General features: G+C 72.9%; 10 protein-coding genes. 8 read left to right on the top strand and 2 right to left on the bottom strand.

Going from position 1 to position 13,641, the window contains the following annotated elements:
* From VT52_RS07995 to VT52_RS07970, 7 genes are all read left to right on the top strand, one after another.
* Positions 1–1,328, top strand: a 1,328-nt coding sequence (locus VT52_RS07995; protein WP_476756020.1) for a serine/threonine-protein kinase, incomplete at its 5' end; no start/stop codon positions are given.
* Between the two features lie 163 nt (positions 1,329–1,491).
* Positions 1,492–3,198, top strand: coding sequence for a serine/threonine-protein kinase (locus tag VT52_RS07990; RefSeq protein WP_046417805.1), 1,707 nt, complete (start codon positions 1,492–1,494; stop codon positions 3,196–3,198).
* A gap of 121 nt (positions 3,199–3,319) precedes the next feature.
* Positions 3,320–4,981 carry a serine/threonine-protein kinase gene (locus tag VT52_RS07985; RefSeq protein WP_046417806.1) on the top strand — a complete coding sequence of 554 codons (1,662 nt, stop codon included), beginning with the start codon at positions 3,320–3,322 and terminating at the stop codon, positions 4,979–4,981.
* Positions 4,982–5,537: 556 nt separating this feature from the next.
* Positions 5,538–5,684, top strand: coding sequence for a hypothetical protein (locus VT52_RS37855; RefSeq protein WP_167377664.1), 147 nt, complete (start codon positions 5,538–5,540; stop codon positions 5,682–5,684).
* Positions 5,677–6,744: a serine/threonine-protein kinase gene (locus VT52_RS07980; RefSeq protein WP_046417808.1), complete on the top strand. Its 1,068-nt coding sequence runs from the start codon at positions 5,677–5,679 to the stop codon at positions 6,742–6,744. Before VT52_RS37855 ends, VT52_RS07980 begins: the two co-directional genes overlap by 8 nt.
* Positions 6,745–6,890: 146 nt before the next feature.
* Positions 6,891–8,519 carry a succinic semialdehyde dehydrogenase gene (locus tag VT52_RS07975; protein ID WP_046417810.1) on the top strand — a complete coding sequence of 543 codons (1,629 nt, stop codon included), beginning with the start codon at positions 6,891–6,893 and terminating at the stop codon, positions 8,517–8,519.
* Between the two features lie 28 nt (positions 8,520–8,547).
* Positions 8,548–10,383, top strand: a complete 1,836-nt coding sequence (locus tag VT52_RS07970) for a GMC family oxidoreductase (RefSeq protein WP_276207938.1) — start codon at positions 8,548–8,550, stop codon at positions 10,381–10,383.
* Positions 10,384–10,871: 488 nt separating this feature from the next.
* On the opposite strand, the gene VT52_RS07965 is transcribed toward VT52_RS07970, so the two are convergent.
* Positions 10,872–11,150 (bottom strand): chorismate mutase, encoded by a 279-nt coding sequence (locus VT52_RS07965; RefSeq protein ID WP_046417812.1) that lies wholly within the window; start codon positions 11,148–11,150, stop codon positions 10,872–10,874.
* A gap of 340 nt (positions 11,151–11,490) precedes the next feature.
* Here VT52_RS07965 and guaA point away from each other — a divergent pair, with 340 nt between their 5' ends.
* The gene (gene guaA / locus VT52_RS07960) at positions 11,491–13,065 is read left to right on the top strand and encodes a glutamine-hydrolyzing GMP synthase (protein WP_046417813.1); all 1,575 of its coding nucleotides are present in this window, start codon (positions 11,491–11,493) and stop codon (positions 13,063–13,065) included.
* 23 nt (positions 13,066–13,088) lie between these two features.
* Here the strand turns inward: guaA and VT52_RS07955 are convergent, their stop codons facing one another.
* On the bottom strand, positions 13,089–13,556 hold the full coding sequence (locus VT52_RS07955) for a pyridoxamine 5'-phosphate oxidase family protein (RefSeq protein ID WP_046417816.1): 468 nt from the start codon (positions 13,554–13,556) through the stop codon (positions 13,089–13,091).
* Between the last annotated feature and the right edge of the window lie 85 nt (positions 13,557–13,641).

Genomic DNA, 13,641 nt, shown 5'->3' with positions numbered 1-13,641 from the left:
ACCTCCCCCCGCCCGCCGGACCGCGTGGTCTCGAACCCGCCCGGCACGACACCCCGGCCCCGGCGGCCGCCGTGCCGCCGCAGGGGCAGGCCCGCTGGGGCGAGCCCGTTTCCGCCACCGGTGCGCGGCGGCCCGCCGGGGCGCTCGCGGCCGAGCGGGCACGGCAGGCGCGGATGGCGCTGGTGGGGCCGGTGACCGAGCGGTGGGCGCCGGAGCAGGCCGGGTCCGTGCACGAGAACTGGCAGCTGGCGGCGCCGGTCGGGCCCGCCACCGATCTGTGGGCGCTGGGCGCGCTGTTGTTCCGGGCGGTGCAGGGGCATGCGCCCTATCCCGAGGAATCCACCGCCGAACTGGTGCAGTTGGTGTGTGCCGAGCCGCCCGCGTACGCCGAGGAGTGCGGGCCGCTGCGGCCGGTGGTGGAGTCCCTGCTGCGTCAGGACTCCACCGAGCGGCCGGACTTCGAGGAGCTGGGCGGCTGGCTGCGCTCGCTGGTGCGGTCCGCGCCCGAGCCGGAGGCCGGCAGCCGGGTGGTGCCGGTGCCGCCCGACCCGAGGCGGCTGCCGATCGTCCGGCGCCGGGGCGAACTGGTACGGAGGCGCCGCGCCGGGCTTCCCGACGCGCACGCCAGACACAAGCGGGACCGGGAAGAGCGGAGTTCACCGAGCCGGCTCGGCCGGGTGCTGCTCGTGCTGATCCTCCTGCTGCTGGCCGGCGCGGTCGCCTACGCGATGCTGTTCATGCCGGGACAGCACGCGTCGCGGGGGCGGAGCGGGACCGGCACGTCCCCCTCGGCCGGCCGGCCGAGCCCCCAGCCGTCCCCCTCCCAGCACAGCCCCTCCGCCTCCGACACCCAGGCCGGCGGCACCTCCTCCGTGCCCGAGGGCTTCGCCCTGCGCAAGGACCCCGAGGGATTCGACGTCGCGGTCGCGAAGGGCTGGACGCGCACCCCGAAGAACGGCGGCGGAGAAGTCGTCTACTCCCACGGCGACTTCGAGCTGCTGGTCGTACCCGGACGGGACCGCGCGGCGACGTACGGCGGCGATCCGATGGCCTATCAGCGGGACAAGGAGCGCGAACTCCAGCCGTACCGGGACTCCAGCTGGGCCACCGCCACCGGACTGCGTACCATCGAGGTGGGCGGACGGACCATGGCCGAGGGGCAGTTCACCTGGACCGACGGACAGGGCAGGGACCTTTTCGTGCGCAACATGGCGATCCTGCTGGACGGGCGGTACCACATCCTCCAGGTCCGCGGCCCGGACGCCGACCGGGACGAGGTGACCAGACTGTACGAGGAAGCGACCGCGACGTATCGCTACACCGGTTGAGCACGGCGTACACAACGGCCCCGGCCCGGCGCGCCGGTTCCCGTTTTCGCGCGGAAATGACCATCGTCACAGTGCGGTTTCCTTGGGACCCCGCTTGTTCCCTGTGAACGGGCCGGTCCTTAGTCTGACCCTGACAAGAGCATTGCGGGGCAACGTGAATCAGATGCAGGGCCTGCTCATAGCGGGCCGCTACCGGCTTGCCGAATCCATCGGCAGCGGCGGCATGGGCCGGGTTTGGCGTGCCCACGATGAGGTGCTGCACCGGGCGGTCGCCGTCAAGGAGCTGACCGCCGCGCTCTACGTCTCCGACAGCGACCAGGCCGTGCTGCTGGCCCGCACCCGGGCCGAGGCGCGGGCCGCGGCGCGCATCAACCACTCCGCGGTCGTCACCGTGCACGACGTCCTCGACCACGACGGCCGTCCCTGGATCGTGATGGAGCTGGTCGAGGGCAACTCGCTGGCCGACGCGGTCAAGGAGCAGGGGCGCATCGAGCCGCGGGAGGCCGCGCGGATCGGGCTGTGGGTGCTGCGGGCGCTGCGCGCCGCGCACTCCGCCGGTGTGCTGCACCGTGATGTGAAGCCTGGCAACGTTCTCCTGGGCCGCGACGGGCGGGTGCTGCTCACCGACTTCGGCATCGCCCAGATCGAGGGCGACTCCACCATCACCCGCACCGGAGAGGTCGTCGGCTCGGTCGACTACCTCGCGCCCGAGCGGGTGCGCGGTCACGACCCCGGTCCCGCCTCCGACCTGTGGGCGCTCGGGGCGACGCTGTACACGGCGGTGGAGGGGCGTTCGCCGTTCCGCCGCACCTCGCCGCTGAGCACCATGCAGGCGGTGGTCGAGGAGGAGGCCGAACAGCCGCACAACGCCGGGCCGCTCGGCCCGGTCATCTCCGCGCTGCTGTGCAAGGAGACGGAGCGGCGGCCGGGCGCGGAGGAGGCCGAGCAGATGCTCGCCGAGGCCGCGGAGGGGCGCCGGCCGAACGCCGCGCAGGCGTTCGTGCCGACCCGGACCTCGGGTCTGAACGGCCCGGGGGACACCGGCGGCTACGGCACCCCGGTCAGCGCGGGCGGGCCCGCGACCGGCGCGTCCGAGGCGGGCCCGGCCGGGCCCGGCACCAGTCCGGGCGGTCCGTCGGGCGTCGGACCCACCGCGGTGGGTCCCGCGCCGGGCGCGCACGGCGACGGGCGGCCGGTCCGGCCCCGGCGCAAGCTCCGCACGCTCGCGCTCGTCGTCGCCTTCGCGGCCGTGCTCGGCGGCGGTGCCGCGGTGGGCTTCCAGGAGTGGAACAACTCGCGGCACCACACCGGGGCGCACAACCGCACGAACCCCGGCCCGGCATCCTCGGCGAGCCCCGGCGGCGGCCAGGACCGTGACACCGGCACGGTCCCGGACAGCTGGGAGACCCACCACGACCCGCTGGGCTTCAGCATCTCCCTGCCCAAGGGCTGGAAGCGCCAGGTCTACGGCATCAACGGGGCTCTGAAGCAGATCGACTACACCCCCGACGGCGGCAAGCACTTCCTACGGATATCCATCGACAGCTCACCGGACTTCGCCAACGCCTACGAACACCAGAAGGACCTGGAGCAGCAGCTCCAACGGCTGGTCGGCTACAAGCGGGTGATCATGGAGCCGAAGGTCTACCGCGACCGGGACGGCTCGCTGTGGGAGTACACCTGGACCGCGCTGAAGAAGGACCCGCCGTACGTGCCGGGTCCGCGGCACGCCATCGAGGAGACGTACTTCTCGCGCGAGGGCACCGAGTACGCCATCTACATGTCCGGGCCCGCCGCCGACTGGCCGACGACCGGCAAGCAGTTCAAATGGGTGCTCCAGAGCTGGCAGCAGCCGAGTCAGACGAGATGACCGGCACTGAGCCGGACGGGTGCTCTTTGCGACTGAAACGGCTGAAAACGAGTCACTGAACCGTGCGGCTTGGCCGATCGGAGCCCCGGAGCGGGTGGGTCCGTTGCGGCATGATGGGCGCATGGGGACCGAGGGCGCCGACTTCCGGGTGATCGCCGGCCGCTACCGCCTCCAGGCGCGTATCGGACGCGGCGGCATGGGCGTCGTATGGCGGGCGAGCGACGAGCTGCTGGGCCGGCTCGTCGCGGTCAAGGAGATCCTCGCGGACGACGCGCTCCCGGAGGACGACGCGCGCCGCCGCCGCGACCGTACGTTCCGGGAGGCGCGCGCGGTCGCCCAGCTGCGCCACCCGCACATCATCGTCGTGCACGACGTGGTCGAGCAGGACGAACGGCCCTACCTGGTCATGGAGCTGATCGACGGCTGTTCGCTCGCCGACCGGATCGCCCGGCACGGCCCGGTGACCCCGGCCGAGGCCGCGCGGATCGGCATCGCCCTGCTCAGCGCGCTGGACACCGCGCACGAGGCCGGCGTGCTGCACCGGGACATCAAGCCCGCGAACGTCCTGATCGAGTCCGGCACCGAGCGGGTCGTGCTCACCGACTTCGGCATCGCGCAGGTCGCCGGCGCCACCACGCTCACCGAGACCGGCTCCTTCGTCGGCTCGCCCGAGTACACCGCGCCCGAGCGGATGTCCGGGGTGCGCACCGGCCCGGAGTCCGACCTGTGGTCGCTGGGCGCGCTGCTGTGCACGGTGCTCAGCGGCGAGTCGCCGTTCCGGCGCGACTCGATCGGCGGGATCCTGCACGCGGTGGTCGCGGCCGAGATCCGCCCGCCCGTCGAGGCCGAGCCGCTGGAGCCCGTCGTACGGGGGCTGCTGGAACGCGACCCGGACCGGCGGCTCGGCGCGGCACAGGCCGAGCGGTTGCTGCGCGCCTATCTGGAGACCGGGCACACCCCTGAGGCGCCGGACGCGCCGGGCACCTCGCGCGGGCACCGGCTCGGGGTGGGGCGCCCGTCGCGGACCGTGCCGCAGCAGGCCACCCGGCCCGGCGGGTCCGAACCGCCGTCCGGAGGGTCCGCGGTCACGGCGGAGGCGCCGTCCGGGCGCTCCTCGACGCGCTCGGTGCTGCTGGCGGCGCTGCTGATCGCGGCGCTCGCGGCGGCGGGCGGGTCGGCCGCGACACTGCTGATCAACCGGGACGGCGGCGGGGGCGGCGGAAGTCCGGGCGGCTCGGCGACGACACCGGCGACCGGGGGCGCGAGCGGTACGAGTCGCGGCCCCTCGCCCTCGGCCACGACCCCGGCCCCGTCCCGGCCGGGCTCCCCGGGCCCCGGCACGGCGCCCTCCGGCTACCGCACGGCCCACGACCCGGCCGGGTTCTCGCTCGCCGTGCCCGCCGACTTCGTCCGCAGCCCGCAGGGGGAGCGGGTGTTCTACCTCTCGCCGGAGGGGACGTACCGCCTCGGCGTCAAGGTCGCCGTCCCCCAGCCCGGGGGTCCGCAGGCGGTGATGAAGGGGCAGGCGGCGAACGGGTCGGTGTCGAACCCCGGCTACCACGACGGCCGGGTCACCCGTACCACGCACGCCGGACACCCCGCCGCGCTCTGGGAGTTCACCTGGAACGGCTACAGCGTGAAGGAGGGGGCGCGCCACACGTACGACCTGTGCTGGGAGGAGTCCGGGCGGCTGTACGACGTGTGGGTGTCGGCGCCGGTGGGGAAGGTGCGGGAGGCGCGGGAGTACTTCGACGTCGCGCTCGACACGTTCTCGGCGTCCTGAGGCCGTTCCGAGGCGTCCTGAGGCGTCCTGACCGTTCGGCCCCCGAGCCGTTGCGCTCCGGGCCCTGAGCGACCCGCCACCGAGGGGCTGCTGCTCAGAGGCGCCGGGATCAGGAGGCCGCCGCGCGGTCCCGGTACCGGCCCGGCGTGATCCCGAACCCCCGCCGCTCGGCCGTCCAGGGCACCGCCGGTTCGCAGTGCAGGGCCCGCGACGCGCAGGCCGACGGCGGACCGGAGTTCGACATTCACCGTCGGCGATGTCGAGGTGCTGCGGATCGTGGAGCGGCAGGGGCCGCTCGTGCCGGCGGGACGCCCGGTACCAGGTGCCGGGAGGAGGTGTGGCGGGAGCGCGCGGGGGAGCTGGTGCCCGGTACCGGGAGCCGGACCGGGACATGGCGAGGCCGGCGATCCGGACCCGGGTGGTGCGCTGCGGCGGGCCGGGGTGGATCCGGCCGTGGTCGACGTCGTCGTGCACACACATACGCTGCTTCTGCCTTGATCCGTCGGAGGCGGCTTCGAGCAGGTGGCGGCTGCCCCAACAGGCAGCAGGCGAACGGGTGTTGGTCGTCCCGGCGCACTTCGCGGGCGCCGGTGTCGTCGAAGTGCGCGCGGAGAACGGCGGGTTCGGGCTGTGCCGGTGGGCCGCCCGAGCCGCCCGCTTCGACAACGGCGCGGTGCGCACGGTACTGATGGGGCATGGCTGACGACGGCGAACACCCGCTCGGCGCACATCCGGTCGACACGCGCCTGATCGGCGGGCGCTACCGGCTGGCCGGGCGACTCGGCACCGGTCCCACCGGAACCGTCTGGCGCGCCGAGGACGAGGGCGGCGAGGGGCGCGTCCAGGTCGCCGTCAAGGAGCCGTCGCTGCCCGGCGACCCGGCCGCGGACGAGGAGAGCCGGCGGCTCGCGCACCGGCTGTACCGGGAGGCCCGCGCCGCCACCCGGGTGCGGCATGCGTCCGCGGCCAGGGTGTACGACGTCGTCACCGAGGCGGGCGTCCCCTGGATCGTGACGGAGCTGGTGGAGGGCGAGTCCCTGGGCGAGGCGCTGCGCCGCGGACCCCTGGCGCCCGCCGAGGCCGCGCGCGTCGGGCTCGCCGTCCTCGGCGCCCTGCGCGCCGCGCACGCCGTAGGCATCGTGCACCGTGATCTCAAACCGGCCAACGTGCTGCTGGAATCGGGCACGGGAAGGGTCGTCCTCACCGACTTCGGGATCGGGGACGGGCCGGGTGGGGGAGGGGGCGGCGCCGGGACCGGGAGCGGCGGCGGGGCCGGGGGCTGGAGCCGGCCCGGCGGGGGCGCTCCCTTCGTCGCTCCCGAGCGCGCGGCGGGGCCCGGGGCCGGGCCCGCCTCGGACCTGTGGTCCCTGGGTGCCCTGCTGCGCGCCACCCTCGGCGACACGGCCCCCGGGCCGCTCGGCACCCTCCTCGACCGGCTGCGCGCGGAGCGGCCCGAGGCCCGCCCGGATGCGGAGCGGGTGGCGGCGGAGCTGCGGGAGTACCTGGGCGTGACGGACGTACCGGAACAGGCCGGCGGACGGGAAGGGCGGGCCCTCGGCGCCGCACCGGACGGGTGGCCGCGGCCGGACGGACGGCCGCCGGTGGGTCCCGAGTCATCGGCGGGCCTCGGGCTGTCCGCGAACCCCGAGCCACCGGCAGCCCCCGAGTCGCGGCCGGGCTCCGCGGCCCGGCCCGCGCCCCGTCGCCGTACCCCCTTCAACGCCCTCACCCTCTTCCTGGCGAAAAAACCCGCGGGCGACTGATCGGGCGGGTGTTCGAACCGGCAACCACCGGCAACGCGCTGATCAGGCCATTCGTTGCCAGTGATCACTGGCGTGATGTGGGTACTCGGTGAATCCCCGTTACCGACGGGTACACAAAGCGTTCGCCGCGGCATACCCTGCGCCTCATGACGGACACGCAGGCCCCGGACGCGCAGGCGCCGGACATCGCCGGTACCAACCCCCTCGCGCCCTCCCCCGAGGGCGTCCGCACCGCCGCCGACGTGGTCACCCCCGAACTGGTGGCCAGGCTGGCCAAGGGCGTCACCGGCTCCGGCCGGACCGCCAACCACACGCCGTTCACCGGGGAGAAGCTGGCCGACCTGCCCGAGTCCGCTCCCGAGGACGTGCTCAGGGCCTTCGAGGCGGCCCGTGCCGCGCAGGCCGTCTGGGAGCGCACCCCCGTACGGCAGCGGGCCGCCGTCCTGCTCCGCTTCCACGACCTGATCCTCGAACGCCAGGCCGAGGTCCTCGACCTGGTGCAGCTGGAGACCGGCAAGGCCCGGCTGCACGCGCACGAGGAGGTGCTGGCCGTCGCCATCGCGGCCCGCCACTACGGCCGCAAGGCCCCCGCCTATCTGCGCGCGAAGCGGCACACCGGCGCCGTGCCGACCCTGACGAAGGTCACCGAACTGCGCCACCCGCGCGGGGTCGTGGGCCAGATCGCGCCCTGGAACTACCCGCTGGAGCTGTCCGTCGGCGACGCGCTGCCCGCCTTCGTCGCGGGCAACGCGGTCGTGATGAAGCCGGACACCGAGACCTGCCTCACCGCCCTGTGGGCCCGCGACCTGCTGATCGAGGCCGGGCTTCCCGAGGGCGTCTTCCAGGTCGTCATCGGCGAGGGCCCGGTCGTCGGACCCGAGTTGGTGAAGCACGCCGACTACGTCTCCTTCACCGGCTCCACCCGGACCGGCCGTGAGGTCGCCCAGGGCGCCGCGGCCCGGCTGATCGGCGTCTCCCTCGAACTCGGCGGCAAGAACGCCATGCTGGTGCTGGACGACGCCGACATCGAGAAGGCGGCCGCCGGCGCCGTACGCGCCTGTTTCTCCTCCGCCGGCCAACTCTGCATCTCCATCGAGCGGCTGTACGTCCACGAGTCGGTCGCCGACGCCTTCCTCGAGCGTTTCGCCGCCCGCACCAGGGCCATGCGGCTCGGCAACTCCCTCGCCTACGGGGCCGACATGGGTTCCCTGGTCGGCGAGCGCCAGCTGAAGAACGTCGAACGGCATGTGCGCGAGGCCGTCGACAAGGGCGCCACGGTGCTCGCGGGCGGCGTGGCCCGGCCCGACATCGGCCCCTTCTTCTTCGAGCCCACCATCCTCGACGGTGTCGAGGGCTCCATGGCGGTCTGCGAGGAGGAGACCTTCGGCCCGGTGGTGTCCGTCTACCGCTTCGGTTCCGACGACGATGCCGTCGAGCGCGCGAACGCCACGCCGTACGGGCTCAACGCCTCCGTCTGGACGACCAGTTCCAGCCGTAGCCGGGACATCGCCGCCCGGCTGCGCACCGGCACGGTCAACGTCAACGAGGGCTACGCCCCCGCCTACGGCAGTGTCCAGTCCCCGATGGGCGGCATGAAGGACTCCGGCCTCGGCCGCCGCCACGGCTCCGAGGGCATCCTCAAGTACACCGAGGCCCAGACGGTCGCCCAGCAGCGGCTGCTGCCGATGGCGCCCTCCCTGGGCATGACGGAAGAGGGCTACGCCCGCTTCATGACCACGAGCCTGCGCCTGCTGAAGGCGCTCCGCTTCCGTTAGAAACCCCCGTTCTCGACGAGGAGAGCACGTGCCGCAGGAGAAGTCCGTCCAGACCCGGGACGAGAACGGGCGCGACGGCGACGACGCGCATGACGGGTACGACTACGACGTCGTCGTGATCGGTTCGGGGTTCGGCGGCTCCGTGTCCGCCCTGCGCCTGACCGAGAAGGGCTACCGGGTCGGTGTCCTCGAAGCCGGGCGCCGCTTCACCCGGGAGTCCCTGCCGAAGAACTCCTGGGACCTGAAGAACTACCTCTGGGCCCCGAAGCTCGGCATGTACGGCATCCAGCGCATCCATCTGCTGGGCAATGTGATGGTGCTGGCCGGCGCGGGTGTCGGCGGTGGCTCGCTCAACTACGCCAACACCCTCTACGTACCGCCGAAGGCGTTCTTCGAGGACCCCCAGTGGAAGGACATCACCGACTGGCAGGAGGAGTTGAAGCCGTACTACGACCAGGCCAAGCGCATGCTCGGCGTGCGGCTCAACCCGACGATGACCCCCTCGGACGTCCATCTGAAGGCGGCCGCCGAGCGGATGGGCGTCGGCGACACCTTCCACTTCGCGCCGGTCGGCGTCTTCTTCGGCGACGGCAAGGACGCGGACGGCGCGGCCGAGGCGTCTCCCGGACAGGCGGTGCCCGACCCGTACTTCGGCGGGGCCGGTCCGGAGCGCAACGCCTGCACCGAGTGCGGCGAGTGCATGACCGGCTGCCGGCACGGCGCCAAGAACACGCTGAACGAGAACTACCTCCACCTCGCCGAGAAGGCGGGCGCCGTGGTCCACCCCATGACCACGGTGGTCTCCGTCACCGACGACTCGCGCGGCGGGTACGCGGTGGCCACCCTGCCGACGGACCGGAGGAAGAAGGGCGCGGGACGGCTGTTCACCGCGCGCCGGGTCGTGATCGCCGCCGGTACGTACGGCACCCAGACCCTGCTGCACCGGATGAAGGCGCACGGACAGCTTCCCTACCTCTCGGCGCGGTTGGGCGTGCTCACCCGTACCAACTCGGAGGCGCTGGTCGGCGCGCAGACCGACAACCACCGCTACCGCAAGGCGCACGGCACCCCCAGGGCCGACTTCACCCGGGGCGTCGCGATCACCTCCTCGATCCACCCGGACGAGAACACCCACATCGAGCCGGTCCGCTACGGCAAGGGCTCCAACGCGATGGGCGGCCTGTCCATCCTCCAGGTGCCGTACACCGAGGGCTCCTCGCGGGCGCTGGCCTGGCTGGCGAACGCGGCCCGGCACCCCACCCTGGTGCTGCGCTCCCTGTCCAACCGCCGCTGGTCGGAGCGGAGCATCATCGGCCTGGTGATGCAGTCCCTGGACAACTCGCTGACGACGTACCTGAAGCCGGGCGGCGTCGGCAAGGGCCTGCTCACCGCGCGGCAAGGGCACGGCGCGCCCAACCCCAAGCAGATCAAGGCCGCCTCGGAGGCCGCCGCCGCCCTCGCCGCCGAGATCAACGGCTTCCCGGGCAGCAACGTCGGCGAACTGATGGGCACCCCGCTCACCGCGCACTTCCTCGGCGGCTGCCCCATCGGCGACTCGGCCGACACCGGGGTGATCGACCCGTACCACCGGCTGTACGGGCACCCCGGCATCTCGGTGGTGGACGGCGCCGCGGTCTCGGCGAACCTGGGCGTCAACCCCTCGCTGACGATCACCGCGCAGGCCGAGCGGGCCATGTCGTTCTGGCCGAACAAGGGCGAGGAGGACCCGCGGCCGACGCCGGGGGCGGCGTACGAGCGGCTCAAGCCGGTGGAGCCGCGGTCGCCCGCGGTCCCGGCGGAGGCGTTCGGCGCGCTGCGGCTGCCGTTCCTGGGGATGCCGGCGGTGCCGCCGAAGGCCGAGTAGCCCTCCGGCGGCCGGTGACCCGGACGCGACCCGGATGTGATCCGGATCACCCGGGAATCCCGGATTCCGGCACAACCCTCCTCCGCCGTCGCCGATCAAACCTGCTACCGGATCAAGAAGACGGTAAAGAGGGACCTGCCTTCGGAGGGGGATGCAGGTCCCTCTTCTCGTGCGCCTCGCGCCCGGGGCCGCGGTGTTCTGTGCGGGACGGGGACCGGTGTTCCGCCGGTCGGCTCCGGGCGTCCCCGGAGCCGACCGTTCTCTGGGTGACCGGGCTGCTGTCCCCTGCCGTCCGGTCACTTCCCTGGAGCGAGGTCCCACGGCGTACGGCACGACCCGTACGCCTCATCGCCCCAGCGAGCCACGCGTGGTTCTCTCGGGCCCGCCCCTGGCTGGCACGGACACCCCGCTAACGAAGGCGGCCGCGAGGCGGTCACGCGCCGTACGGGTGAGACGGCGGCCGAACTCACGTCGGATAATCAGCTGACTCAGATACGGCCCCGGCACAGCTCCAGCAGGGTCATGGCGAGCGCGGTGCCGGGCTTGCCCAGCGCCTCGCGGTAGTGGCCGAGGATCTCCATCTCGCGGGAGAGGCTGACCCGCCGGCCGCCCGATGAGATACGGGTCTGCTGGACCACGGCGGAGACGGCCGTCCGCTCCTGGATGAGGCCGATGATCCGGTCGTCGATCGCGTCGATGCGCTCCCGCGCGGCGGCGATGGCCGCCTCCGGCGTCGCGGCGGTCTCTTCGGGGGTGGTGGTGCTCATGTCGGGGGCTCCTGATCCTCGTACGGTTCGGATGCCCCGGAACGGCGTGACCCGGAGAAACGACAGGCGCCCCGGGCCTTGTCGGCCCGGGGCGCCTGGGATGTCGCTTAAGCGTTCGGCTAAGCAGCACGACCATGGCAGCCGGCGGGCCGGATGCCATAGGTAAAGACGAAGGTCGTGTGCTGAAGCATGGATCCAGTATGCCACGGCCGGTCCGGCGGCGGCCCGCTTCCGGGGCGGTCGCGCCGCCCTCGCGGGCCTCCGGCTCGGCGGAGTGCTCGGCGCCCGCACCGTTAGACTCGTATGACAGACCCCCGCCCGGACCACCAGAAGGCACCCCGTGTCATCAGCGACTCCCACTGCCCCCGACACCGTCCTGGTCGTCGACTTCGGTGCGCAGTACGCCCAGCTCATCGCCCGTCGCGTCCGCGAGGCGCGGGTCTACAGCGAGATCGTGCCGAGCACCATGCCGGTCAAGGAGATGCTCGCCAAGAAGCCCGCGGCGATCATCCTCTCCGGCGGCCCCTCGTCGGTGTACGAGGAGGGCGCGCCCCGACTCGACCGCGAGATCTTCGAGGCCGGCGTCCCCGTCTTCGGCATGTGCTACGGCTTCCAGCTGATGGCGCTCACCCTCGGCGGCTCCGTCGACAACAACGGCGCCCGTGAGTACGGCCGCACCGACCTGCACGTCTCCAAGTCGTCCTCCACCCTCTTCGAGGGCACACCGGACGAGCAGCAGGTCTGGATGTCGCACGGCGACGCCTGCTCCGCCGCCCCCGAGGGCTTCTCGGTCACCGCGTCCACCGACCTGGTCCCGGTCGCCGCGTTCGAGAACGACGAGAAGAAGCTCTACGGCGTCCAGCACCACCCCGAGGTCATGCACTCCACGCACGGCCAGCAGGTGCTGGAGCACTTCCTGTACCGCGGCGCGGGCCTGGAGCCGACCTGGACCACGGGCAATGTGATCGAGGAGCAGGTCGAGGCCATCCGCGAGCTGGTCGGCGACAGGCGTGCGATCTGCGGTCTGTCCGGCGGCGTGGACTCCGCCGTGGCCGCCGCGCTGGTGCAGAAGGCCATCGGCTCCCAGCTGACCTGCGTCTACGTCGACCACGGCCTGATGCGCAAGGGCGAGACCGAGCAGGTCGAGAAGGACTTCGTCGCGGCCACCGGCGTCCAGCTGAAGGTCGTCGACGCCGAGGAGCGCTTCCTGGCCGCCCTCGCCGGGGTCAGCGACCCCGAGGAGAAGCGCAAGATCATCGGCCGTGAGTTCATCCGTGTCTTCGAGCAGGCGCAGGCCGAGATCATCGCGGACGCGGGCCCGGCCGTGGAGTTCCTGGTCCAGGGCACCCTCTACCCGGACGTGGTCGAGTCCGGCGGCGGTACCGGCACCGCCAACATCAAGTCGCACCACAACGTCGGCGGCCTGCCCGAGGACCTCGAGTTCAAGCTGATCGAGCCGCTGCGCAAGCTGTTCAAGGACGAGGTCCGCATGGTCGGCCAGGAGCTGGGCCTGCCGGACGAGATCGTCCAGCGCCAGCCCTTCCCCGGTCCGGGCCTCGGTATCCGCATCGTCGGCGAGGTCACCAAGGAGCGTCTGGACCTGCTGCGCGACGCCGACGCCATCGCCCGCGAGGAGCTGACCGCGGCCGGCCTCGACCGCGAGATCTGGCAGTGCCCGGTGGTCCTGCTCGCCGACGTGCGCAGCGTGGGCGTCCAGGGCGACGGCCGCACCTACGGTCACCCGATCGTGCTGCGCCCCGTCTCCTCCGAGGACGCCATGACCGCCGACTGGTCCCGGCTGCCCTATGACGTCCTCGCCCGCATCTCGACCCGCATCACCAACGAGGTCCGGGACGTCAACCGCGTCGTCGTCGACGTCACCTCGAAGCCGCCGGGCACCATCGAGTGGGAGTAGGGCTCCCCGTAGCCCCCTGAGGCTCAGGTCCGCCTGAGAGTCCGCACCGGCTCTCCCGGCTTCCAGACCTGGACGACCAGATACCGGTCGTCCTCGACACAGGTCCGTACGACCTCCGTCAACTCGGTGCGGAAGAGGTGGAACGGCTCCGGCGGTTCCACCTCTTCCACGTACCCGGCCTTCGCCGCCCCGTCCGCGACCTCGTGGGCCCGCCCGCCGATCCGCACGTCCCCGCCGGCCATCGCGGTGCCCTCGCCCGGATTGGCCTGGAGCGCGAACCGCGGATCGCGCAGCAGATCGCGGGCCTTCAGCGAACCCGGCATCATGCCGAGCCACAGCTCGCCGCCGACGAAGCGCACCTCCAGCCCCGAGGGGCGGGGCGAGCCGTCGCGGCGGAGGGTGACGAGGACGTGGTGCCGGAAGGCGCCGAAGCGCCGCTCGGCGGCCGCCGCGAGGCCCGGTTCGGCCGTGGTGAAGTCTGCCCAGTTCATAGCGGTCGAGTGTGCTCGCCCAACCTGACATCTCCTGTCGCCTTTCCTGTCTGCGCGCCATCTTTACGGAACACCCCTGCCCTTT

Source organism: Streptomyces malaysiense, assembly GCF_000980885.2.
Lineage (GTDB): Bacteria > Actinomycetota > Actinomycetes > Streptomycetales > Streptomycetaceae > Streptomyces > Streptomyces malaysiense.
Note: the sequence above shows the minus strand (reverse complement) of the source record. Positions and strands in the feature narration are given on the sequence as shown.